Annotated in this window: 21 protein-coding genes; 20 read left to right on the top strand and 1 reads right to left on the bottom strand. The window is 67.6% G+C overall.

Translation table 11 applies throughout. From position 1 onward, the window contains the following. Window positions 1–11 precede the first annotated feature (11 nt). The 18 genes from EII34_RS01735 to EII34_RS01650 are packed head-to-tail and all read left to right on the top strand — an operon-like array spanning window position 12 to window position 18,581. Complete coding sequence (locus tag EII34_RS01735; RefSeq protein ID WP_124842203.1) at window positions 12–605, top strand: pyroglutamyl-peptidase I; 594 nt, start codon at window positions 12–14, stop codon at window positions 603–605. Window positions 606–616: 11 nt separating this feature from the next. Then, window positions 617–1,363 (top strand): bifunctional 1-(5-phosphoribosyl)-5-((5-phosphoribosylamino)methylideneamino)imidazole-4-carboxamide isomerase/phosphoribosylanthranilate isomerase PriA, encoded by a 747-nt coding sequence (priA, locus tag EII34_RS01730; protein WP_124842200.1) that lies wholly within the window; start codon window positions 617–619, stop codon window positions 1,361–1,363. Next, on the top strand, window positions 1,360–3,711 hold the full coding sequence (locus tag EII34_RS01725; protein ID WP_124842197.1) for an SDR family oxidoreductase: 2,352 nt from the start codon (window positions 1,360–1,362) through the stop codon (window positions 3,709–3,711). Before priA ends, EII34_RS01725 begins: the two co-directional genes overlap by 4 nt. Then, complete coding sequence (locus tag EII34_RS01720; protein WP_124842195.1) at window positions 3,708–5,222, top strand: lactate racemase domain-containing protein; 1,515 nt, start codon at window positions 3,708–3,710, stop codon at window positions 5,220–5,222. Before EII34_RS01725 ends, EII34_RS01720 begins: the two co-directional genes overlap by 4 nt. After that, complete coding sequence (locus EII34_RS01715) at window positions 5,219–5,956, top strand: lysophospholipid acyltransferase family protein (protein WP_124842191.1); 738 nt, start codon at window positions 5,219–5,221, stop codon at window positions 5,954–5,956. Before EII34_RS01720 ends, EII34_RS01715 begins: the two co-directional genes overlap by 4 nt. Continuing rightward, window positions 5,956–6,894, top strand: coding sequence for a GNAT family N-acetyltransferase (locus tag EII34_RS01710; protein WP_124842188.1), 939 nt, complete (start codon window positions 5,956–5,958; stop codon window positions 6,892–6,894). The genes EII34_RS01715 and EII34_RS01710 overlap by 1 nt, the downstream gene beginning before the upstream one ends. Before the next feature lie 54 nt (window positions 6,895–6,948). Then, window positions 6,949–7,722: a YebC/PmpR family DNA-binding transcriptional regulator gene (locus EII34_RS01705; protein WP_124842185.1), complete on the top strand. Its 774-nt coding sequence runs from the start codon at window positions 6,949–6,951 to the stop codon at window positions 7,720–7,722. 39 nt (window positions 7,723–7,761) lie between these two features. After that, entirely contained in the window at window positions 7,762–8,274 is a 513-nt protein-coding gene (ruvC, locus tag EII34_RS01700) for a crossover junction endodeoxyribonuclease RuvC (protein ID WP_221620172.1), read from the top strand. Then, a complete protein-coding gene (gene ruvA / locus EII34_RS01695) occupies window positions 8,271–8,876 on the top strand; it encodes a Holliday junction branch migration protein RuvA (RefSeq protein ID WP_124842181.1) in 606 nt (201 codons plus the stop codon). Before ruvC ends, ruvA begins: the two co-directional genes overlap by 4 nt. Before the next feature lie 10 nt (window positions 8,877–8,886). Further along, window positions 8,887–9,906, top strand: a complete 1,020-nt coding sequence (ruvB, locus tag EII34_RS01690; protein WP_124842178.1) for a Holliday junction branch migration DNA helicase RuvB — start codon at window positions 8,887–8,889, stop codon at window positions 9,904–9,906. 51 nt (window positions 9,907–9,957) lie between these two features. Then, the gene (yajC, locus tag EII34_RS01685; RefSeq protein WP_124842175.1) at window positions 9,958–10,329 is read left to right on the top strand and encodes a preprotein translocase subunit YajC; all 372 of its coding nucleotides are present in this window, start codon (window positions 9,958–9,960) and stop codon (window positions 10,327–10,329) included. A gap of 6 nt (window positions 10,330–10,335) precedes the next feature. Continuing rightward, on the top strand, window positions 10,336–11,892 hold the full coding sequence (secD, locus tag EII34_RS01680; RefSeq protein ID WP_464115341.1) for a protein translocase subunit SecD: 1,557 nt from the start codon (window positions 10,336–10,338) through the stop codon (window positions 11,890–11,892). Then, window positions 11,892–12,998 carry a protein translocase subunit SecF gene (gene secF, locus EII34_RS01675; RefSeq protein ID WP_124842172.1) on the top strand — a complete coding sequence of 369 codons (1,107 nt, stop codon included), beginning with the start codon at window positions 11,892–11,894 and terminating at the stop codon, window positions 12,996–12,998. The genes secD and secF overlap by 1 nt, the downstream gene beginning before the upstream one ends. Beyond that, complete coding sequence (locus tag EII34_RS01670) at window positions 12,995–13,516, top strand: adenine phosphoribosyltransferase (protein ID WP_124842169.1); 522 nt, start codon at window positions 12,995–12,997, stop codon at window positions 13,514–13,516. The genes secF and EII34_RS01670 overlap by 4 nt, the downstream gene beginning before the upstream one ends. After that, a complete protein-coding gene (locus EII34_RS01665; protein WP_124842166.1) occupies window positions 13,517–14,584 on the top strand; it encodes a potassium channel family protein in 1,068 nt (355 codons plus the stop codon). Window positions 14,585–14,639: 55 nt separating this feature from the next. Further along, window positions 14,640–16,919 carry a RelA/SpoT family protein gene (locus EII34_RS01660; RefSeq protein ID WP_124842163.1) on the top strand — a complete coding sequence of 760 codons (2,280 nt, stop codon included), beginning with the start codon at window positions 14,640–14,642 and terminating at the stop codon, window positions 16,917–16,919. Between the two features lie 19 nt (window positions 16,920–16,938). Beyond that, window positions 16,939–17,490, top strand: coding sequence for an RNA polymerase sigma factor (locus EII34_RS01655; RefSeq protein ID WP_185711117.1), 552 nt, complete (start codon window positions 16,939–16,941; stop codon window positions 17,488–17,490). Beyond that, on the top strand, window positions 17,487–18,581 hold the full coding sequence (locus EII34_RS01650; protein WP_124842157.1) for a hypothetical protein: 1,095 nt from the start codon (window positions 17,487–17,489) through the stop codon (window positions 18,579–18,581). Before EII34_RS01655 ends, EII34_RS01650 begins: the two co-directional genes overlap by 4 nt. A 60-nt stretch (window positions 18,582–18,641) precedes the next feature. Here the strand turns inward: EII34_RS01650 and EII34_RS01645 are convergent, their stop codons facing one another. After that, the gene (locus tag EII34_RS01645; RefSeq protein WP_124842154.1) at window positions 18,642–19,889 is read right to left on the bottom strand and encodes a DUF349 domain-containing protein; all 1,248 of its coding nucleotides are present in this window, start codon (window positions 19,887–19,889) and stop codon (window positions 18,642–18,644) included. A 48-nt stretch (window positions 19,890–19,937) separates the two neighbouring features. Here EII34_RS01645 and EII34_RS01640 point away from each other — a divergent pair, with 48 nt between their 5' ends. Beyond that, entirely contained in the window at window positions 19,938–20,618 is a 681-nt protein-coding gene (locus EII34_RS01640) for an MBL fold metallo-hydrolase (RefSeq protein ID WP_124842151.1), read from the top strand. A gap of 1 nt (window position 20,619) precedes the next feature. After that, window positions 20,620–21,954, top strand: a complete 1,335-nt coding sequence (hisS, locus tag EII34_RS01635) for a histidine--tRNA ligase (RefSeq protein WP_124842147.1) — start codon at window positions 20,620–20,622, stop codon at window positions 21,952–21,954. The last annotated feature ends 131 nt before the right edge of the window (window positions 21,955–22,085 follow it).

Below are 22,085 nucleotides of genomic sequence, written 5' to 3'. Positions count from 1 at the left end.
GAGAGGTTTCCATGACGACAGTCGACCCTTCCGTTCTCATCACAGGTTTCGAACCGTTCGGTGGTGGCAGCACCAATCCCTCGGGACAGCTGGTGGAACGCCTCGCCGACACCCATCCCGGCGAGGTGCTGCCGGTGGAGTTCGCCGGACTCCGGGAGCGCCTCGGGGTGCTGCTCGATCGGTGGCGACCGGGACACGTGGTCTGTCTCGGGTTGTCAGCTCAGGCGAGCGGCATCACCTTCGAGCGGGTGGCCCTCAACCTCATGGATGCCTCGATCCCGGACAACGCCGGTGAGCAGCCCGTCGACGTCCCTGTCGTCGACGGCGGCGATGCCGCGCTGTGGGCAACCCTGCCGGTGAAGTCGATGCTGGACGCCACCCGTGCCGCAGGGGTTCCGGGCGAGCTCTCACTGAGCGCCGGTGCCTACGTCTGCAACGCCCTGCTCTACACCGTGCTCGACATCGCGGCCGGGCAGCCGACGGCCACCCGCCCCCGGTGCGGTTTCATCCATCTGCCACCGACCGGGATCCTCGACCTGGACACCCAGGAACGAGGACTTCGGGCTGCACTGAACACGCTGTCGGGTGCAGGCCCGAGGCGGTAGGGTTGCACGTCGTGGACACATTGCAGTTGCTGCCCGCCGTTGACGTCCAGGACGGCCAGGCCGTTCAGTTGGTGCAGGGTGTGGCGGGCACCCAGAAGGAGTTCGGGGATCCGCTGACCGCGGCCCTGCGCTGGCAGGAGGGCGGATCATCCTGGATCCACCTCGTGGATCTCGACGCCGCCTTCGGTCGCGGCTCGAACGCACCGTTGCTGGCCGAGATCATCGGCAGGCTCGACATCGACGTCGAGCTCTCCGGTGGGATCCGTGACGACGAGTCACTCACCCGGGCGCTCGAGACCGGGTGCCGACGTGTGAACATCGGGACGGCTGCGCTGGAGGACCCGGCATGGTGTGAGCGCGTGATCGCGGAGCACGGGGACCGGATCGCCATCGGCCTCGACGTGCGTGGCGAGCACCTCGCAGCCCGGGGTTGGACCACCGAGGGCGGTCCCTGGGCCGAGACCCTGGAACGTCTCGCCACCGCCGGCTGCCCGCGTTTCGTGGTCACCGACGTCAACTCCGACGGGATGCTGACCGGCCCGAACCTCGATCTGTTGGCCGACATGTGTGCTCGCACCGATGCGGCGATGATCGCCTCCGGTGGGATCTCGACGTTGGAGGATCTGCGGGTGCTGCGTGGCATGGTCGCGGACGGCGTCGAGGGGGCGATCATCGGCACTGCCCTGTACCTTGGACGTTTCACCCTCGCCGAGGCCATCGAGGTGGCCGGCCCCCAGCCCGAGAGGACCATGCGATGACCCCGGCCCCCCGCACCAGTTTCGGTGCCTCCGAGTCCACACGACTCCACACCCCGCCATTGCTGACCGGCCGGATCAAGGACCTCCTGGCCGGCAGGAAGATCGCGATGACAGGGGTCACGGGCTTCATCGGGGAGCAGCTGTTGTGGACGTTCCTCACCGAGTGCCCTGACTCCCGTACCGCCGTCCTGGTCAGACGCAAGGGCTCGCTCAGCGCCGAGGACCGGGTGCGATCCCTGCTGAAGAAGCCCATCTTCACCCAGGTCGTCGCGGCCGCCGGATCGGTCGAGGAGCTCATGGCGGCCCGGGTCGAGGTGATCGAGGGTGACCTGCCTGAGGTCCCGGTGTTGCCCCGTGACATCGACGTGCTGGTCCACTGCGCCGGCGACGTGTCCTTCGACCCCCCGATCGACGCGGCCTTCAAGACGAACGTGCTGGGCACCGAGGCCCTCCTGGCCAGGTTCCGCGAGTCCTGCTCCGACAAGGAGGGCAACCTGGAGCGGGTGCCGCACTACGTCCACATCTCCACGGCCTACACCGCCGGACGTCGTCGCGGACCGATCCCGGAGGCGGCCCACCCCCACGACGTCGACTACGCCCGTGAGGCGGAGGCGGCCCTGACCATGGCGGCCATGGTGGAGGCCCGCTCCCGCACCTCGGAGCAGCTCACGCTGCTCAGGAAGGAGGCGGAGAAACTGCACCGCAAGGCCGGGTACCTGACCACGAGCGAGGACACCGAACGCCGTCGTGTCGAATGGGTGAAGCAGGAACTCGTGGCTGCGGGGACCGAACGGGCCCGTTCCCTCGGGTGGACCGATGTCTACACCTTCGCCAAGGCCATGGGGGAGGCAGTCGTGGCGGATCTCTGCCGCGACATGAGGGTCTCCGTGGTGCGTCCCGCCATCGTCGAGTCCTCCTTGAGGCATCCCCATCCGGGCTGGATCGAGGGATTCAAGATGGCCGACCCGATCATCCTCGCCTACGGACGCGGCCAGCTGCCGGAATTCCCCGCTTCGCCCGACGCGGTGATCGACATCATCCCCTGCGACTACGTGGTCAACACCATCGTCGCGGTGTGCGCCACCACACCGGAGGTGGGGCGTCCCGAGTACTACCACTGCTCCTCCGGTGCCCGGAATCCCTTGACCTTCCGGGGCATCTACGAGCACATCCGCTCCTACTTCTCCAAGCACCCCTACACCGAGGGACAGGACTCCTCGAAACTCGCCACCTGGGACTTCCCCGGCCCGGAACCGGTGGAACGCAAGCTGTGGCTCGCCGGTCTCGGGGTGAACATCGGCAACCGCATGCTGAGTTTCGCCCCGCGGGGGCGCCGCACCCTCGCCGCGGCACGTGCCCTCGACAGGACGGCGAAACAGCTCGACTTCCTCAACAAGTACCTCAGCCTCTACGGCGAGTACCTGCAGTCCGAGCTCCACTTCGTCGACGACTGCACGCTGGCACTGCACAACTCACTCCACGAGGAGGACCGGGAGCGTTTCGGGTTCGACTCCGCCGATGTCGACTGGACGTACTACCTGGAGGAGGTCCACGCCCCGGCCATCACGGATCCGGTGCGTCGACTGGATGCGGCACGCAAACGTCGTAGGGCGCGTTCCGCGACCTACAAGGACCTCAAGCCTGCCAGACCGGGAACGGTGCTCGCCGCTTTCGACCTCGACGGCACGGTGATGACCACCAACGTCATCGAGACCTACCTGTGGTTGCGGCTGCCCGAACTCGGTCTGCCGGGGCGGCTGGGGGAGCTCTGCCGGGTGCTGGCCCAGCTGCCGAACTACCTCGGAGCGGAACGCAAGGATCGAGGGGTGTTCCTCCGCCAGGTCTACCGACGCTACGAAGGTGCGAACCTGGCGGAACTGGAACGTTTCGTCGACGAGAGACTCACCCCCTTCGTGCTCGACCGGACCTCCCCGGAGGCGGTCCGGCGGATCCGGGAGCACAAGGAGGCCGGGCACACCACCATCCTCATCACCGGGGTGATCCGACCGCTGACCCGCCCGTTCGTGGGGCTGTTCGACCACATCGTCGCCGCGGATCTGGCCACCGACGCGGCCGGGGTGTGCACCGGTTTCCTCACCGGACCACCGATGGTGGGGGATTCCAGGGCGGCCTGGCTCACCCACTACGCCGGTCTCCACGGCATCGACCTGGGTGCCTCCTTCGCCTATGCCGACAGCCACGTCGACCTCCCGATGCTCCGTAGCGTCGGCAATCCGGTGGCGGTGAGTCCCGACATCGGGTTGATGCGTGCCGCGCGCGCCTCAGGCTGGTCGATCATCGACTGGCCGTCGCACTCGGTGCAGCCGCGCTGGAAGTTGCCGTCATGACCCGGCCGGGTTTCGTCCTCAAGGTCGATGAGCGCACGCCCGACCTGCTGACCCTGTCCGGCAGCCGGGTGCAGCTGCAACGTTTCCCGACGGGTACCCGGGTGCTCTACCCGCCGGACGCCATGCCCTCCAGTGATCCCGTGCCGCTCATCGATGCGTCCCTGGCCACACCGGTCGATGCCATTCCTTTCCCGGCCCAGCTCCGCCCCGGGATGAAACTCACCGTCGTGATCGGGAACGTCCATCCGGTGCAGCCTCGGATGCGCTTCGACATCCGGCGCAGCATCGTGGAACGGGTGCTCGAACAGGCGGCCCGCGCCGGTGTCGACGACGTGGCCCTGGTCATCGCGGCGGGTCTGTCACCCCGCTGGGCGGCCAAGGACGTGGTCGCCGCCCTGGGGGACCGGGTCGCTGCCTCCTTCCTGCCCGACGGGCTGATCCACAGTCACGACGTCACCTCGCCGGAGCTGCTCGAGATCGCCCGGGTGGCCGGGGAGTCGGTGCTGGTGGATCCGCGCATCGCAGAATCCGATCTCGTGGTCGTGGTGGACGTGTGCCACGGTCGTCGGGGTGGGTGCGTGCTCGCCACCGGTGCCACCGACATCGCCACGATCAACCGCATCGCGGGTTTCACCGGCTCCACCGCGGCAGTGGGTGAGGTCTCACGCGCCATCAAGGACGCCGTCAACGTGTTCGCGATCTCCGCGGTGCTGGGGCAACCATTCCTGCGGCAACCACTCAACTTCCTCAACGAGCGGGAGTGGGAGTGGCGGTTGCCGGAGCAGCTGGCCTTCGCGGCCGCCCGGCAGCTGGTGGAGCTCCTGCCGATCCAGGGCTCCCACCGGCTCTACGCAGCACCGCGGGCCGACTACGCGGTGCTGGACGTCGTCGCGGGGTCCCCGGAAGCGGTGGTCTCCCAGGCCTCGGAGGTCTGGCAGGCGGCCAATGCCGTCTTCGTCCCGAGTGCTGACACGGTGATCACCTCGGTGTGGGGCAGCAGCATCGATCCGGGGGATCCGATCGGATCCCCGATCAGCGCCGCTCATCACGCCCTGGTCGATCGGGTGGGGAACCATGGGGCCTCCCCACTGGTGCGGGATGGTGGCGTCGTCATCGCCTTCCACCCACTCAGCAGGCTCTTCTCCAACCGACTGCAGTCACCGAGTGCCGACTTCTTCGACAAGATCCTGCCGCAGACCCGTGACGGCCGGGAGATCCACGAGCGTTTCGAGTCCCGGGCGCTCGACGAGGACTGGGACCTCACGCTGTACCGCGACCACCACGCTCCCCACCCACTGGCCGTCTTCCACTCCTGGTACGCGATCCAGGAGGTCGCCTCCCGGCTGTCCGAGGTGATCTGGGTCGGTGGTTCCCGTGAATCAGCAGCGGTGCTCGGACACCGGGCGGCCTCCACCCTGGCCGACGGTCTCGAGTTGGCGGGTGAGCTGGGTGGTGCCGGGTCGATCACCTACCTGCACGGTCCGGGACGTGCGACAGGGGAGTGCCAGTGATCACCTGGTTCGCCGACATGGCCCGGTTCGCCCGAACCGGTTTCGGACTGCGCTCCACCCGCCCGGTGGGGGCGCCGTCGCGGACTGCGCGACGACGTCACCGGCTCGGTCAGGGGGAGATGGGCGAGGGCCCGAACCTGCTCAACCCTCTGGCCTGGCGACTCGAGTACCAGGTGGCGGGTCTGGGGGCACTGGACGGTCTCGACGCCCCGGTGATCCTCGCGTGCAACGAGCAGGGGGTCCTCGACTGGCGGGTGCTCGAAGCCGCCCTGCCCGCACGGTTGCGCGCCACCTGGAGACGCCCGAGTCGTGCCCTCGCCCGTGGTCGCAGCACGGTGATCTTCTCCGAGGCAGCCGGACCGGAGGGGGGCGTGGGGGAGTTCTCCGGGGTGCCGGCCGAACTGGCGAACCTGCACAACGTTCCCGTGGTGCCGGTGGCCCTGGTGGGGACCTACCATCTCAAGGAGGTGTTGCGGCTGGCCCTCGAACGACGCCCCAAGGTCTCGGTCCGGTTCGGTGCCCCCATCTACGTTCGTGGCCAGTCGCTGGAGGAGGCCACCGCTGAGATCCAGACCGCGGTGACCGCCCTGTTCAACCGGACGGACCTGTCGTGGTGGGCCCTGCAGCACCGTGGGCCGATCCGCGGTGAGTCCCAACCCATGGCCAGGTGGCGACGTCGCTGGGAGCAGAGCAGCCCGCGTCCGTCAGGGCACTCCGGCATCTGGCGTTGGTGATGGACAGCTTCGTCGACCCGCACCTCACCTGGCGGCCGTTGGGCGATCAGGACTGGGAGGAGGTGGCCCGACTGCAGACCCAGATCGCGGTCATCGACGACCCACTGCTGAGCACGACCTCGGAGCTGTTGGACTCCCTCGCCCCTGATGCCGACCGCGGGGAGGCGGTCGGGGGGTGGGATGACTACGGCAGCCTGTCAGCCTTCGCCTGGAACTTCATCGACCCGGAGGAGGAGGGACCACTCGTGCACCTCCTCGGTGCGGTCCACCCGACCCACCGACACCAGGGCATCGGGGCGAACCTGCTCCGGTGGCAGGTGGAACACGCCATCGCCTGGCGGGATGCGACCCACCCCGGACAGGAACTGAGGTTGCGCTGCGTGGTCGAGGGGCAGCCGGGACTGGAGCAGCTGCTGCTGCACCGTGGGTTCACGCTCACCCGGTGCCTGATCGACATGACCCGTCCCCTCCACCCCCTGCCCGTCCCGGTTTCCCCGGCAGGGGTTGAGTTCGTTCCCTTCGCCTCGGAGCTGAGCGATCCCGTGCTCGATCTGCACCGGGTGTGCTTCGAGGCACCGTTCCCACGCCAGACCTGGGAGGAGTCCCTGGCCTCGGAGTCCTTCCGTGCCCACTGGTCGGTCGTGGCCCTCAGGAATGGAGAGGTGATCGGCTACTGCCTCAACGCCCGTGTCCCGGGCATCGACGGGGATGCGGAGCAGGGCTGGTGTGACCGCCTGGGGGTGACACCGAGCGAGCGACGCCACGGTGTCGCCGAGGCGATGCTCGCGAGATCGATGCGCGTGATGGCGGCGGAAGGCATCGAATCCTGCGGGATCAGCGTCGACGTGCCGAACCGTACGATCGCCGCGTGGCTCACCCGAACCCTCGGTTACGAGGAGGCCGACAGCGTGGTCACCCTCGAACGGACCATCGACTGATATATGCTGCGCCTTGCAGATGTGACCATCGGGTAATCAATAAGGACGTGACGAATGAGCGGCCACTCCAAATGGGCGACGACGAAGCACAAGAAGGCAGTCATCGATGCCAAACGCGGCAAGCTGTTCGCGAAACTGATCAAGAACGTCGAGGTCGCCGCCCGCCTCGGCGGCGGTGACCCGGCGGGCAACCCCACCCTCTACGACGCCATCCAGAAGGCCAAGAAGTCCTCGGTTCCCAATGACAACATCGACCGGGCCGTCAAGCGGGGTTCCGGGGCCGAGTCCGGCGGTGCGGACTACGAGACGATCACCTACGAGGCCTACGGCCCGGCCGGGATCGCGATCCTCATCGAGTGCCTCACCGACAACCGCAACCGTTCCGCCTCCGATGTGCGCGTCGCCGTGACCCGCAACGGGGGGACCATGGCGGATGTGGGCTCCGTGCAGCGGCTGTTCTCCCGCAAGGGCGTGGTCGTGGTGCCGAAGCGCCAGGGGGATCGTGAACTCGTCGAGGACGACCTGCTGGAGGCAGCGCTCGAGGCCGGGCTGGAGGAGGTCACCGACGAGGGAGAGACCTGGGAGGCCCGCTGCGACCCCGCCGACATCGTCGAGGTCCGCAAGGCTGTGGAGGCCGCCGGCATGGAGTACGACTCCGCGGAGGTGCAGTTCGTCGCCTCCTTCGACCAGGAGGTTGACAGCGTGGAGGTCGCGACCAAGGTGTTCCGCATCATCGACGCACTCGAGGACTCCGACGATGTCCAGAACGTCTACACGAACCTGGACCTGACCGACGAGGTCGCGGCGGCTCTGGAGAACGAGGACTGATCCGGTACCATCGAACGGATGTTCGAGATGAAGCGGATCATGGGCGTCGACCCCGGCCTCACCCGGTGCGGGATGGCCGTGGTACGAGGCACGGTCGGGCGGCCACCATCCTTCGTGGCGGTCGGGGTGGCACGCACCGGGACCGAGCTCGACATCGGCCAGCGTCTGCTGACCCTGGAGCAGGCCCTGGAGACCTGGATCGAGAAACACCGCCCCGATGTCGTCGCCATCGAGCGGGTCTTCGCCCAGCACAACCGGGCCTCCGTGATCGACACCGCACAGGCGGCCGGGGTCGCGGCCCTGGTCGCGGCACGCCACGCTCTGCCGGTCAGCTTCCACACCCCGAGCGAGGTCAAGGCGGCGGTCACCGGATCCGGCCGGGCCGACAAGGCCCAGGTGACCGCCATGGTCACCACCATCTTGAAACTCACCGCACCACCGCGCCCGGCTGACGCGGCCGACGCCCTCGCACTGGCCGTCTGCCACGCCTGGCGTGGAGGTCACACCAATCGTTACGCCGCGCTCGTCGCGGCAGCCAGGAAGGCGCCATGATCTCGCAGCTCACCGGGACCGTCGCCCACGCCGGGACGACCTGGTTCGTCATCGATGTCGCCGGGGTGGGATACCGGGCCCTGTGCACACCTGACACGGCGGCCGCGCTGCGGCCGGGAGAGGTGACCACCGTCCACACCTCGCTGGTGGTGCGTGAGGACTCCCTCACCCTCTTCGGATTCGGGACCGAGGCCGAGCGGGAGATGTTCGAGCTGGTGCAGGCCCCGAGCGGGGTCGGCCCGAAGGTCGCGCTGGCGATCTGTTCGGTGCTCTCCCCGGGAGACCTCAGGCGCGCCGTGACGGGTGATGACACCCGTGCCATCTCGCGCGCCCCCGGGGTGGGTCCGAAGATGGCCCAGAAGATCATCCTGGAGCTGCGGGACAAGGCGGCCCTGCTGGCCCTCGACGACAGCAGCACCGTCACCGGACCCCCCCAGGGTGATCAGGCCTGGCGCGAGCAGGTCACCGAGGGTCTGCAGGGACTCGGCTGGTCCGCGAAGGACGCCGCAGCCGCCTGCGACGCCATCGCCGAGCAGGCCGCCACCGGTGCCAGCATCCGTCAGCTGATGCGGGCCGCACTGAGCTCACTGGCGAAGCGCTGAGGAGGAGGCCATGGACGACTCGGCGGTCAATCCGCAACCCCGGGGTGAGGAGCAGGAGTTCGAGGCGGCACTGCGCCCGAAACGGCTCGCGGAGTTCGAGGGTCAGCCACGGGTGAGGGATCAGCTGGGGCTGGTGCTCGATGCCGCCCGTCACCGGGGGAGCAGCCCGGACCACGTGCTGCTGTCGGGCCCACCCGGTCTCGGCAAGACCACCCTCGCCATGATCATCGCGGCCGAGCTGGGGGTCAACCTCCGGATCTCGTCGGGGCCGGCGATCCAACACGCCGGCGACCTGGCGGCGATCCTCTCCGGACTCGACGACGGTGACGTGCTCTTCCTGGACGAGATCCACCGTCTGGCCCGCCCCGCTGAGGAGATGCTCTACCTGGCGATGGAGGACTTCCGTGTGGACGTCATCGTCGGCAAGGGTCCCGGGGCCACCGCCATCCCGATCGAGCTGCCGCCCTTCACCCTCGTCGGGGCCACCACCCGGGCAGGTCTGCTGCCCGGCCCCCTGCGGGACCGGTTCGGTTTCACCGCGCAGCTCGAGTTCTACGACGCCGCGGACCTGGCCGGGATCGTCGCCGGCTCGGCCGGAAAACTCGGGGTTGATCTGCATCCCGATGCCGCCAAGGAGATCGCAGGACGCTCCAGGGGCACCCCCCGCATCGCGAACCGGTTGCTCAGACGGGTGCGGGACTACGCCCAGGTCGCCGGTGAGAGCCGGGTCACGGTCCCTCACGCCCGGGCGGCTCTCGACCTCTACGAGGTGGATGCGCGTGGCCTGGACCGACTGGACCGTGCGGTGCTGAACAACCTGTGCACCCTCTTCGGGGGAGGGCCGGTCGGGTTGTCCACCCTGGCCCTCAGCGTGGGGGAGGAGACCGAGACGGTCTCCGAGGTGGCCGAGCCGTTCCTGATCCGTGAAGGACTGATGATGCGCACCCCCCGTGGCCGGGTGGCAACGGGGGCCGCGTGGCGACACCTCGGCCTGCAACCGCCCGGTGGAGATCCGTCCCTGTTCGATTGAGCTATCCTGACCCTTGGCAATTTTTGCCCTGAACCTTTGAAGGACTCGTCCATGCTCGAAACGCTCCTGATGATCGTCGCTTTCGGCGGTCTGATGTACTTTATGATGGTTCGCCCGCAGCAGAGGAAGATGCGGGAACACCAGGCGGTCATCGACGCCCTGCAACCCGGTGCCCGGGTGCTGGTGCAGAGTGGGCTCTACGGCACCCTGACACATGTCGGTGACAAGCAGGTCATCATCGAGTTCGCCCCAGGCCTCGAGGTGACCTGTCTCAAGGCTGCGATCCTGCGTGAGGTCGCCGAGGACGAGGAGGAGTTCGAGTTCGACGACGAGACCGGTCCCGTCCCCACCGTGGAGTCGACCGAGGTGTCTGAGCTCACCGAGGAGACCGCCAGTCTCGACGAGGTCCCCGAGAAGAACTGATCCCCCATGGCAACCACATCCCGAAAGCCCCGTCCCGGGCTCGTCCTCATCGTCTTCCTGATCGCCCTGGCGGCCCTGTACGGCATCATGGCCCTCGGCAGGATCTGGACCCCCAAGCTGGGGCTCGATCTCCAGGGCGGCATGACCATCACACTGACCGCCACCAACTCCACCGTGGAGGCCGACAACCTCGAGCAGGCCCGGCAGATCATCCAGAACCGGGTGGACAGCCTCGGCGTCAGCGAGGCCGCGGTCACCACCTCCGGTGAGCGGCACATCGTGGTCTCCGCGCCGAACGTGCAGCGCGACGACCTCGTCGACCTCATCGGAAGCACGGCCCAGTTGACCTTCCGTCCGGTGCTGAGCAGTCAGGCCGCGGTCCCGGTCCAGGAGACCGGGCTCGACCGGCTGCCCACACCGACCCCGGAGCCCGGTACCATCGGAACCCAGCTCCCGATCGCCGAGGTACTGGCCTATCAGCCCACCGCTGAGGAGCAGACCTCCTTCCAGAACTACCAGTGCGGGGACAAGGTCACCCAGCCGCTGGACGCAGCCACCTTCGCCTGCGACCCGGGCAAGACCACGAAGTTCCTGCTGGGACCGGTCGCCATCGTCGGTGAACGTGTCACCAATGCCGTCTCGACGGTGCCGACGGGTGAGATCCACAACGTGGTCGCCCTCTCCTTCGACGCCGAGGGCACGGAGGCGATGCGGGAGATGACCACCGCGCTCGTGTCGAAACCGGATCCGACGAACCAGTTCGCCGTGCTGCTCGACGGCATCGTCGAGTCCAACGCCCGGGTCCAGACCCCGATCACCGACGGCAGCGCCCAGATCAGTGGCAACTTCACCCCCGAGTCCGCTGCCGAACTGGCGAACGTCCTGCGGTTCGGCTCCCTGCCGCTCAACTTCGAGCCCTCGCAGGTCGAGACCGTCTCCGCGACACTCGGTGGCGAACAGCTGCGGGTCGGGCTCATCGCCGGTGTGATCGGGCTCTCGCTGGTCATTCTCTACTGCCTGGCGTACTACCGCGGCCTCGGACTCGTGGTGATCGGCTCCCTCGGTGTGGCAGCCCTGGGGACCTACGCCTCCATGGTGATCCTCGGTGAGGCGATGGGTTTCACCCTGAACCTGCCCGCGATCGCGGGAGCGATCGTCGCCATCGGTGTCACCGCGGACTCGTTCGTCATCTACTTCGAGCGCATCCGTGACGAGATCCGCGACGGTCGCAGTCTCAAGTCCGCTCTCACCACCGGATGGGTCAAGGCCCGCTCCACCATCATCGTGGCGGACATGGTCTCGATCCTCTCGGCCCTGGTGCTGTTCATCCTGGCGGTCGGTGGCGTGAAGGGCTTCGCCTTCGCCCTCGGACTCACCACCCTCATCGACCTGGCCGTGTGCTTCTTCTTCACCAAGCCACTGGTGCAGGTCCTGGGACGCACCAGGTTCTTCGGTGAGGGTCACAGGCTGTCCGGCCTGGACGCCTCGCACATGGGGGTCACACGGGACTCACTGCTCGGTCGCCGCCGTCGCCGTTCCACCTCGATCGTCAAGGAGGCCTGATGAGCACCAAGCACGGCCTGGCACATCGTTTCTACACCGGACAGGTCTCCTACGACTTCGTCCGCAACCGCCGCACCTGGTACACCTTCTCGGTCCTGCTCCTGCTGCTGTGCGTCATCGGGTTGGTGGTGCGAGGACTCGCACTCGGCATCGAGTTCCGAGGTGGCACGGACTTCCAGGTGCCGTTGGAGGTCACCTCCAGCACCGTTGACGAGGTGCGGACCGCGGCATCGGGCTTCGAGGTCGGGAACCTGGAGCCGCAGGTGTTCTCCCTGGGGGATTCGAAGGTCCGGATCCAGACCCGGGCGCTGACCCCGGAGGAGACCACCGACGTCCGTTCGGCCATCGCCGAGATGGCCGGGGTCGAGGTCAAGGACGTCACCTACACCGCCATCGGGGCCTCGTGGGGCAAGCAGGTCTCGCAGCAGGCCCTCATCGCACTCGTGGTGTTCATCCTGCTGGTGATGGTGCTGATCGGGGTGTGGTTCAGGAACTGGAAGATGTCCCTGGCCGCCGTCATCGCGTTGGGACACGACCTGTTGGTCACCGTGGGGGTCTACGCCCTGGTCGGCTTCACCGTCACTCCCGCGACGATCATCGGGGTGTTGACCATCCTGGGGTACTCCCTCTACGACACCGTCGTGGTCTTCGACCGCGTCGCGGAGAACACCCGGGGGGTCAAGGAGAGTCGTCAGACCTACGCTGAGGCCGCGAACCTCGCCATCAACCAGGTGCTGATCCGCTCCCTCAACACCACCGTCATCGGCATCCTGCCGGTCACCGCCCTGCTGATCGGGGGCGCGATGCTCCACAGCGGTCCGCTCGCCGACCTCGGTCTGGCCCTGTTCATCGGCATGATCGCGGGTGCCTACTCGTCGATCTTCATCGCCACACCGCTGCTGGTGCAGATGAAGGAGAGGGAGCCGGACCAGGTGGCGCACCGCCGATCGTTGGAGCGCAAGCAGGAACGTGACCAGGCGCGCGCCGAGCGGAAGGCAGCCGCTGCCGGGACCGATGAGGCCGAAGGCGCCGCAGTGGGTGCCGGGACCAGACAGCAGCGTCGGACCAATCTCAGCCGGGAGCAGCGGAGGAAGCAGAAGCGATGACCCTGGTGCACTCGCACATCACCGACGTCCCCGACTGGCCCAAGCCGGGGGTGACCTTCAAGGACATCACGCCGTTGCTGGCCTCGCCGGAAGGGTTCGCGCAGGCCATCGAGGCGATCGCCGACTCCGCCCCGAGGGACGTGGACTTCGTGGTGGGCATGGAGGCGCGAGGATTCATCTTCGCGGCTCCGGTCGCCCTGCGGCTGGGAGCTGGGTTCGTCCCCGTGCGCAAACCCGGGAAACTGCCACGTGAGGTGGTCAGCGAGAGCTTCGCCCTCGAGTACGGCACCGCGACCCTCACGATGCACGTCGACGCGATGTTCAAGGGGGCCAGGGTGCTCGTCGTCGACGACGTCCTGGCCACAGGTGGCACCGTCGCAGCGACGGCAGCGCTGCTGCAACGGCTCGGAGCACAGTTGGTGCACGTCAGCGTGCTGCTGGAGCTCTCGGCACTCGGCGGTCGTGACAAGCTCGCGTCGGTCGGGGTCGAGAGCTGTTCGGCGGTGGTGATGCAGTAGATGGCGGGCCGGAAAGTGGTCCAACGCGGTTATGCCACCTCGACGGTGTCCATGCCGAGGAAGGACATCCACCCGCTGAGGGAGTTGGCGAAACGCTTCTGCCTCGCCTTCATCATGCTCGCCGGCAGCACCCTGATCGTGTGGCTGGACCGGGACGCCTACGTCGACAACGTCCGCGGCGACGGTGTCAGCTTCATCGACGCCCTGTACTACTCGACGGTCACGATGACCACCACCGGCTACGGCGACATCACGCCGTTGGCGCCACACGCCCGCCTGCTCAACGCCATCCTCATCACCCCGATGCGGATCGGCTTCCTGGTGGTGCTCGTCGGTACCACCATCGCCGTGCTGGCGAACCAGGGCAACCGCATCATCCGTGATCTGCAGTGGAGGAGTGCCATGAGGAATCACGTCGTCGTCATCGGCTACGGCACGAAGGGGCGAAGCGCGATCAACACCCTGCGTCGGCACGGTGAGAAGGACGCGCGCATCGTCGTCATCGACAACAGTGATGTCGCCGTCAACGAGGCCAACCTGGATGGTCTGGCCGCCTTCCTCGGGGATGCCACCCAGCGGGAGCTGCTGCGTCGGGCCGAGATCAGCAAGGCCCGCAAGATCATCATCTGTCTCTCGCGGGACGATGCCGCCATCCTCACCACCTTGACGGTGCGTCAGCTCAACCCGGGGGCCGCCATCGTGGTCTCCGTGCGGGAGAAGGAGAACGTGCCCCTGGTGCGGCAGTCCGGTGCCACCTCTGTCGTGACCTCGTCCGACACGGTCGGTCGCCTCATGGGGCTGTCCGCGGTGGGTCCTGAGCTCGGGTCGATCATCCAGGACCTGCTGACGGCGGGTACCGGACTCGAGGTGAGTCAGCGTCAGGCCGCACCACACGAGGTGGGGCAGTCCCCGACGTCGTTGCTGCACGACCGGGTGATCGGCATCATCAGGGGCGGCACCCTGCGCCGGTTCTACGACTCGACCGCGGCTCGCATCGAGACCGGTGATCAGCTCATCGTGGTGCGGCGGGCACAGCACCGGGAGACCGGTCGCGACAGTGAGGAATGACGGGGTGGATGCTCGGTCCGGGCGTCGGTGGTGTCACAGGGACTAGACTCCTGGCATGGCTGAGCAGGCAAGGGGAGCGGGAGCGTTGAAACGCTTCACGAGTGGGCCTGAGCAACCGCGGCTGCGGATGCGACAGCGACTGGCCCGGCTGGGGGCGGTGCGTCCACGCTCCGCCGTGCTCGATCCACTGTTCAAGATCATCCATGCCAGCCACCCGAAGGCTGACCTCGAGGTGGTCGAGCGCGCCTATCGCGTCGCCGAGCTGCACCACCGGGGACAGAAGCGCAAGTCAGGGGACCCGTACATCACCCACCCGTTGGCGGTGGCGACGATCCTGGCCGAGCTCGGCATGACCGAGCCGGTCCTTGCGGCCGCGTTGCTGCACGACACCGTCGAGGACACCGACTACACCCTGGAGCAGCTGCGGGCGGACTTCTCCGACGAGGTGGCCCGGATGGTCGACGGGGTGACGAAGCTGGACAAGGTCACCTACGGTGAGACGGCCAAGGCCGAGACCATCCGCAAGATGATCATGGCCACATCCGAGGAGGTGCGGGTGCTGGTCATCAAACTCGCCGACCGGCTCCACAACATGCGCACCATCTCGTTCCTGCGTCCCGACAAGCAGGTGCGGATCGCCACCGAGACCCTGAACATCTTCGCACCGCTGGCGCACCGGCTCGGGATGAACACCATCAAGTGGGAACTCGAGGATCTCAGTTTCCAGGCCATCGAACCGAAGGTGTTCCAGGAGATCTCCGAACTGGTGGCCCAGCAGGCCCCGGGGCGGGAACGCTACCTCAGGGAGCTGATCGCCGACTTCCAGCAGCTCCTGGCCGAGAACCGGATCAAGGCAACCGTCTACGGACGTCCCAAGCATCTCTACTCGATCTACCAGAAGATGATGGTTCGGGGGCGTGACTTCGCCGACATCTACGACCTCATCGGGCTCCGTGTGCTGGTCGACGACCTGCGTGACTGCTACGCGGTGCTCGGGGTGGCCCACTCGAAGTGGAAACCCATCCCGGGCAGGTTCAAGGACTACATCGCCAACCCGAAGTTCAACATGTACCAGTCCCTGCACACCACGGTGCTCGGGATCCGTGGGGAACCCGTCGAGTTCCAGATCCGCACCCACGAGATGCACCGTCGCGCCGAGTACGGTGTGGCCGCTCACTGGAAGTACAAGGAGAACCTCCGCAACGGTGTCACCCCGGAGCAGGCCGGGCTGCGTGCCATGCACCAGCTCGGGGTGATGAGCAAGGAGACCGAGGACCCGACGGAGTTCCTGGACTCGGTGCTGTTCGAGATCAACTCCGACGAGGTCTACGTCTTCACCCCGAAGGGGGAGGTGGTGGCCCTGCCGGTCGGGGCGACCCCGGTGGACTTCGCCTTCTCGGTGCACACCGAGGTGGGGTTCCGCTGCATCGGCGCCCGGGTCAACGGACGTCTCGTGGCGCTGTCGACCAAACTGGCCCAGGGTGACAAGGTGGAGATCCTCACCTCCAAGTCACCCAATGCCGGCCCCAGCCGTGACTGGTTGAGTTTCGTCGCCTCCAGCCGCGCCAAGCAGAAGATCAAGCAGTACTTCTCCAGGGAACGTCGGGACGAGGCGATCGAGAACGGCAAGGAATCGCTGGCGAAGCAGCTGCGTCGCACCGGTCTTCCCCTGCAGCGTCTCCTCACGTTGGAGAACCTCACGGCCGTGGCCAATGAGTTGCGGCACCAGGACGTACCGTCGCTGTACATGGCGATCGGGGAGGGGCAGGTCTCGGCGCAGGCCGTGGTCACCCAGCTCATCCATCTGCACGGGGGTGAGGACGAGGCCGTCGACACCATCACCGAGGACGAGGTGGTACGGCCCCGTCGTCGTCCCAAGCCGGGAGGCGAGGCCCGGGTGCTGGTGGCGGGGGATCCGAGCATCACGGTGAAACTGGCCAGGTGCTGCCACCCGATCCCGGGAGATGGGATCAGTGGCTTCATCACCCGGGGCGACGGGGTCTCGGTGCACCGTGACGACTGCACGAACATGCCCGCCCTGCAGGAGAGCCCGGAACGGATGGTCCCGGTGGAATGGGACGGCAGCTCCGGAGGACAGTTCGAGGTGACCATCCAGGTGGAGGGCATCGATCGGGCGAGGCTGCTGGCCGACATCTCGACCGTCATCTCCGAGGCCCACGTCGACATCCTGGAGGCCACGCTCTCCTCAGGGCGCAACCGCAAGTTCATCGGCCGTCTCACCTTCGAGTCCCCGGATCCCACCCACCTGCAGCACGTCCTGAACCAGGTGAGGAAGGTGCCGGGGGTCTACGACGCCTTCCGACTGAATTCCTGACCACGAGGTGTCACCTTCCGTGCCCACGGATCGTGTACCAGGTGTGGACGAGGACATCGAGACCCGGTTCCGGGAACTCTACGAGACGACCTCAGGGCGGGTCTACGCCTTTCTCCGGAGGCACACCGATCCGGACCTGGCGGAGACGGTGACGGCCGAGGTCTTCGTCAAGGCGTGGCGGCACTTCGACTCCATGGGGCCGGAGCCACTCGGCTGGCTCATCACCACGGCGCGACGAACCCTCATCGATCATCAGCGTGCCCGAGGGAGACGTCTTCGCCTGACCGAGCAGGTCTACGCGCTGGAACGTTCAGCCAGCACACCGACTCCCGAGACGGTGGTCACCGAGCGACAGGCCGTGTTCGATGCCCTGGAGCGGCTCGGTGAGACCGATCGGGAGGCGCTCCTGCTGGTCGGCTGGGACGGGCTGTCACACCAGATGGCGGCCGCGGTGCTCGGGATGGGCAAGTCTGCGTTCACGAAGCGACTGGGACGAGCGCGACAACGTTTCGAGGAACTGCTCGATCCCACCACTCCCGCACGTCCTGTCCCACTGAGGAGGGTCTCATGACCGATCTGTCCAAGCACCGTCCTGATTTCGAGTCGGAGTTCACCCCTGAACGTCGCGCTGCCCTGTACGTCGAGATCACCCGGGAACGTGGCTCCGGACCCGGGGGACGTCGCTCGGTGATCATCGGGCTGGGTGTGGCAGCGGCGACCGTCACGGTCCTCGCCCTCGCGATCCCTGCAGTCATCCAGCACGTCCGGCCCGACCACGCACCAGTGGCCCAACCGATGACCGCGCCCACCGATTCCCCGCATCCCGAGACCGTGGACATGGGTGCGGAAACCGTCGACGATGAGGCGGAGGAGCCCTCAGCGACGCCATCCCTGGAATCTGCTCCCCTCACCTGGGAACTGGGAGCAGAGGTGGTGCCGGATGAACTGGATGTGACCTCGGTGCTCTCCTCCGAGGTGGGGCGGCCTGTCGCCGGGAGGTACCTCCACATCATCGAGAGGAGCGGGGGTCGTGGCTCGGACGACGATCTGGACCACCACACCGTCCAGGAGAGCTACATGGATGCCGACGGCTGGATCTGGGAACGGCGCAGCTACGCGGAGAGTGTCTCCCGACAGGTCGAGTGGTACAAGCACGAACCGGATCCGGAGTTGGCCCAGCTCCCCCCGGACCCCGGAGCACTGGATGCCCACTTCCGGGCACAGACCGGGACCAACTCGGATGATGAGCGGGTGTTCAAGTCGGTCACCGAACTGCTGACGCCCTTCAGGACACCTGAACTTCGTTCAGCCGCGTTGCGGGTGCTGGCGAACCTGGCGGTCGATCCGCAGGACCCGGGCACCGACAAGGAGGGCACCCCGACCAATCCGAAGGTGACCCTGAACGAGGTCGTCTTCTCCGACGGCACCACCGGGTACCGGGCCCATTTCGACGACCCGACGTCACGCCCCGGGGACGGACACAGTGTCTTCATCGACGCCGAGGGCATCATCATCGGTGCGGTCAAGGACGACCAGCAGGACACGTCCTTGACCAGGAAGATCGCCCTCCACGAGACGGTGGCCGTGCTGCCGGAGCAGTTCTCCCGGCGGCTGGGTGCAGAGCAGGCACCGTTCAACCGGGTCGTGATCGACGAGGGATGAGGCTCCCGCCCACATCGGTCCCGGGACATCGGTGAGGGACGTCCCGGGACCGTCGCCGTCTCAGCCCTCCGAGAAGTCCTTGAGGGTCTCCTTGGCCTGGTCGAGCCACGAGGTGTAGGTCTCCAGCGACTTCGCGGCGTCCTTCGCCCTGCGGGCATCGCCCCCGGCCTCGGCGTCCGCCAGGTCCCGGGTGAGTTTGTCCACCTGGGCCTGGAACAGGGCGACCGTGTCCTCGGCACGCCTGCGGGCCTCGGGATCGGTGCGCCGCCACCGTTCGGCCTCCAGCTCGGCGACATGGTCACCGAGCCTGCGGACCCGGGCATCCAGATCCCGCATCGCACCGCGAGGCACATGACCGAGTTCGTTGAAGCGGGTCAGGAACTCCCGGTGGATGGCCTTGGCCTCGTCGACATCGGTGACCCCGGCCAGGTCCTGCTCCACCTTGCCGAGCAGCTCCTCCTTCGCCGCGAGGTTCTCGGCCTGCTCGCCGTCGACGGCGTTCTGGGCAGCGGTCCTGGCGTTGAAGAACTGGTCCTGGAGGGCTCGGAACCGGGTCCACAACGCGTCGTCGTCACTGCGTTTCGCGGCTCCGGCCGCCTTCCAGCGAGTCATCAGCTCGCGGAAGGCCCCGGCGGTGGCTCCCCAGTCCGTGGACTCGGCCAAGGGGGTGGCCTCCTCGATGATCTGCTCCTTGAGCCGCTTGGCCTCGTCCCGCTTCGAGTTGAGCTCGGAGAAGTGCGCCTTGCGTCGACGGGTGTACTGGGTGCGGGCGGAGCTGAACCGGTGCCACAGCTCGTTGTCCGTGGTGCGGTCGACACGGGGCAGCGCCTTCCATTCCTCCAGCAGCTCCCGGAAACGGTCCACGCCGTGCCGCCAGTTGTTGCCGGTGGCCAACGCCTCGGCCTCGTCGACCATCGCCTGCTTCGCGGCGATGCTCGCGGCGTTCTGCTCGGCCTTGGCCACCCGGCGCGCCTCGATCTGAGCGGGCAGCAGCTCCTCCAGGGCGTCGAGGCGGGCCGTGAGGGCGGCGAGATCACCGACGGCGTTGGCCTCGGCGACATTGCCCCTGGCCGTGGTGATGGCCCTGCGCGCCTCCTCCGGCGACATGGCCTGTGCCTCCACCCGGGAGACCAGCAACCCCACCTCGGCGGCCAGGTTCTCGTAACGCCGCGTGTAGAACGCGAGGGCTTCCTCAGGGGTGGAGTCGGGGATCTGCCCGACACTTCTCTCGGTGTCACCGACGCGGACGTAGACGGTGCCGTCGGGGTCGACGCGTCCGAACTCCACGGGTGCTTGCTGTTCGCTCATGGGAACAATCTAGCGGGCGCACTCCGCCATCTGCCATAGAGTAGGCGAGTGCGCATTCACACGGTTCCTGTGTCCCCCTGGCAGGCGAACTGTCATCTCCTCGCCGCGGGCGACGGTGAGGCGGGTTCGCGATGCCTGGTCGTCGATCCCGGCGTGATGGGGTCGGAGGTGATCGTCGCGACACTCGACCGGGTGGGATGGACCCCGGCGGCGATCCTCGCCACCCACGGCCACCTCGACCACGTCGGGGAGGCCGCCGACCTGGCAGCGGTGTGGGCGGTGCCCGTGCACTGTGCCGTGGCCGACCACCCGATGCTGTTGACCCCGTCGCTCGGTCTCGGCCCCGGTGCGGTCCCGCTCATCACACAGGTGCTGGGAGCCGATGAGCTGCCTCGACCGGGTGACCTGCGGGACCACGAGAAGCTCGAGACGGCGGGGCTGACCGTGACCCCCCACCCAGCCCCCGGCCACACCCCGGGATCGACCGTGCTGGAGGTCGGTGACGACACCGAGACGGTCTTCCTGACCGGGGACGTCCTCTTCCGTGGCACGATCGGACGGACCGACCTGCCGGGTGGGGACATGGCCGAGATGCAGGCGACGCTGCGCCGTCTCCTCGAGATCCTGCCCACCGATGCCGTGCTGCTCCCCGGGCACGGCGCCGCCACCACCCTGGCGGCCGAGCGACAGCACAACCCCTACCTGCAACCCGAGTTCTTGGAGCGCTGACATGGCCCGTCCCACACCGATGTCCGGTTTCCCCGAGTTCCTCCCCGCCGGGCGCATGGTCGAGTCCCGTGTCCTCGGGGTCATCAGCTCGACCTTCGAACTGCACGGTTTCGCCCCCATCGAGACCCGGGCCGTGGAACCCCTGGAGCAGCTCTCCCGCAAGGGGGAGATCGACAAGGAGATCTACGTCGTGCGTCGCCTGCACGCCGATGAGGGGGAGGGCGACGAGCTGGGGCTCCACTTCGATCTCACGGTCCCGTTCGCCCGGTACGTGCTCGAACACGCGGGACATCTGGTCTTTCCCTTCCGGCGTTACCAGATCCAGAAGGTCTGGCGTGGCGAACGTCCCCAGGAGGGGCGGTACCGGGAGTTCACCCAGGCCGACATCGACATCGTCGGCCAGGATCGGCTGGCCTCCCACCATGACGTGGAGATCCCCCTGGTGGCGCTGGACGTCTTCGGCAGGTTGCACCGTGACCTCGGTCTGCCACAGGTGCGCATCCGGGTCAACAACCGCAAGCTCTCCGAGGGCTTCTACCGGGGACTGGGGATCGAGGATCCCGCCGCGGTGCTGCAGCGGGTGGACAAGTACGACAAGATCGGCCCGGGCGCCGTCGCGGAGCTGCTCACCACGCAGGTCGGCCTCAGCAGGGGCCAGGCCGAGGCATGCGTCGCCCTGGCGGGCATCTCGGCGGCCGACGGGTCCTTCGTGGACCAGGTGCAGGCCCTCGGTGTGCAGCACGAACTGCTGGACGAAGGACTGGCCGAACTGGAGGTGCTGGTACGCCTGGCCGCGGCCCAGGAACCGGGACGGGTGGTGGCCGATCTGCGGATCGCACGTGGCCTGGACTACTACACGGGAACGGTCTACGAGACCCTCCTGGAGGGTTTCGAGAAGCTCGGGTCCGTGGCCTCAGGGGGTCGCTACGACTCGCTCGCCTCCGACGGGAAGGTCACCTTCCCGGGGGTCGGGTACTCCTTCGGTGTGACCCGTATCCTCGCCCCGCTGATCGGGAAGGGAGTCCTCACCGCGTCGCGCAGCGTGCCCTCGGCGGTGCTGGTGGCCGTGGACGACGAGGAGAGCCGGGAACGGGCCATCACCATCGCCCGGCAGCTGCGTGCCCGAGGCGTCGCCTGCGAGGTGGCCCCCAGGGCCGACAGGTTCGGACGCCAGATCCGGTACGCCGAACGTCGCGGCATCCCGTTCGTGTGGTTCGGTGCCGGTCGCGACGACTCGGTCAAGGACATCCGTTCCGGTGAACAGCACCCGGCCGACCCGGCACGGTGGCTGCCCCCTGAGCCGGATCGGGTACCCCGGCTGCACTCCACCCTGTGACCGTGTGAACGACCCGATCCGGCATCCGGGGAGCAGGCACCGGGGAGGCGTTGGTTGCATCGGTTCGATGACGTTGGTTAGGCTCACCTTGGCCACAATGGGCCGCTGTCGGAGTTGTCGCATTGGAGACG

Origin of the sequence: Arachnia propionica, from assembly GCF_003859805.1 — a bacterium.
GTDB lineage: Bacteria > Actinomycetota > Actinomycetes > Propionibacteriales > Propionibacteriaceae > Arachnia > Arachnia propionica_C.
The sequence above is the reverse complement of the archived record's forward strand: the minus strand, read 5'-3'. Positions and strand labels throughout refer to the sequence as shown.

Bases quoted from the DNA above. Each gene is read 5' to 3' on its own strand.
- EII34_RS01650 (WP_124842157.1), top strand. From the start codon at position 17,487: ATGACCGATCTGTCCAAGCACCGTCCTGATTTCGAGTCGGAGTTCACC.
- EII34_RS01705 (WP_124842185.1), top strand. From the start codon at position 6,949: ATGAGCGGCCACTCCAAATGGGCGACGACGAAGCACAAGAAGGCAGTC.
- secD (WP_464115341.1), top strand. From the start codon at position 10,336: ATGGCAACCACATCCCGAAAGCCCCGTCCCGGGCTCGTCCTCATCGTC.
- ruvC (WP_221620172.1), top strand. From the start codon at position 7,762: ATGGGCGTCGACCCCGGCCTCACCCGGTGCGGGATGGCCGTGGTACGA.
- ruvA (WP_124842181.1), top strand. From the start codon at position 8,271: ATGATCTCGCAGCTCACCGGGACCGTCGCCCACGCCGGGACGACCTGG.
- EII34_RS01720 (WP_124842195.1), top strand. From the start codon at position 3,708: ATGACCCGGCCGGGTTTCGTCCTCAAGGTCGATGAGCGCACGCCCGAC.
- hisS (WP_124842147.1), top strand. From the start codon at position 20,620: ATGGCCCGTCCCACACCGATGTCCGGTTTCCCCGAGTTCCTCCCCGCC.
- EII34_RS01735 (WP_124842203.1), top strand. From the start codon at position 12: ATGACGACAGTCGACCCTTCCGTTCTCATCACAGGTTTCGAACCGTTC.
- yajC (WP_124842175.1), top strand. From the start codon at position 9,958: ATGCTCGAAACGCTCCTGATGATCGTCGCTTTCGGCGGTCTGATGTAC.
- EII34_RS01660 (WP_124842163.1), top strand. From the start codon at position 14,640: ATGGCTGAGCAGGCAAGGGGAGCGGGAGCGTTGAAACGCTTCACGAGT.
- secF (WP_124842172.1), top strand. From the start codon at position 11,892: ATGAGCACCAAGCACGGCCTGGCACATCGTTTCTACACCGGACAGGTC.
- ruvB (WP_124842178.1), top strand. From the start codon at position 8,887: ATGGACGACTCGGCGGTCAATCCGCAACCCCGGGGTGAGGAGCAGGAG.
- EII34_RS01725 (WP_124842197.1), top strand. From the start codon at position 1,360: ATGACCCCGGCCCCCCGCACCAGTTTCGGTGCCTCCGAGTCCACACGA.
- EII34_RS01710 (WP_124842188.1), top strand. From the start codon at position 5,956: ATGGACAGCTTCGTCGACCCGCACCTCACCTGGCGGCCGTTGGGCGAT.
- EII34_RS01645 (WP_124842154.1), bottom strand. From the start codon at position 19,889: ATGAGCGAACAGCAAGCACCCGTGGAGTTCGGACGCGTCGACCCCGAC.
- EII34_RS01665 (WP_124842166.1), top strand. From the start codon at position 13,517: ATGGCGGGCCGGAAAGTGGTCCAACGCGGTTATGCCACCTCGACGGTG.
- EII34_RS01670 (WP_124842169.1), top strand. From the start codon at position 12,995: ATGACCCTGGTGCACTCGCACATCACCGACGTCCCCGACTGGCCCAAG.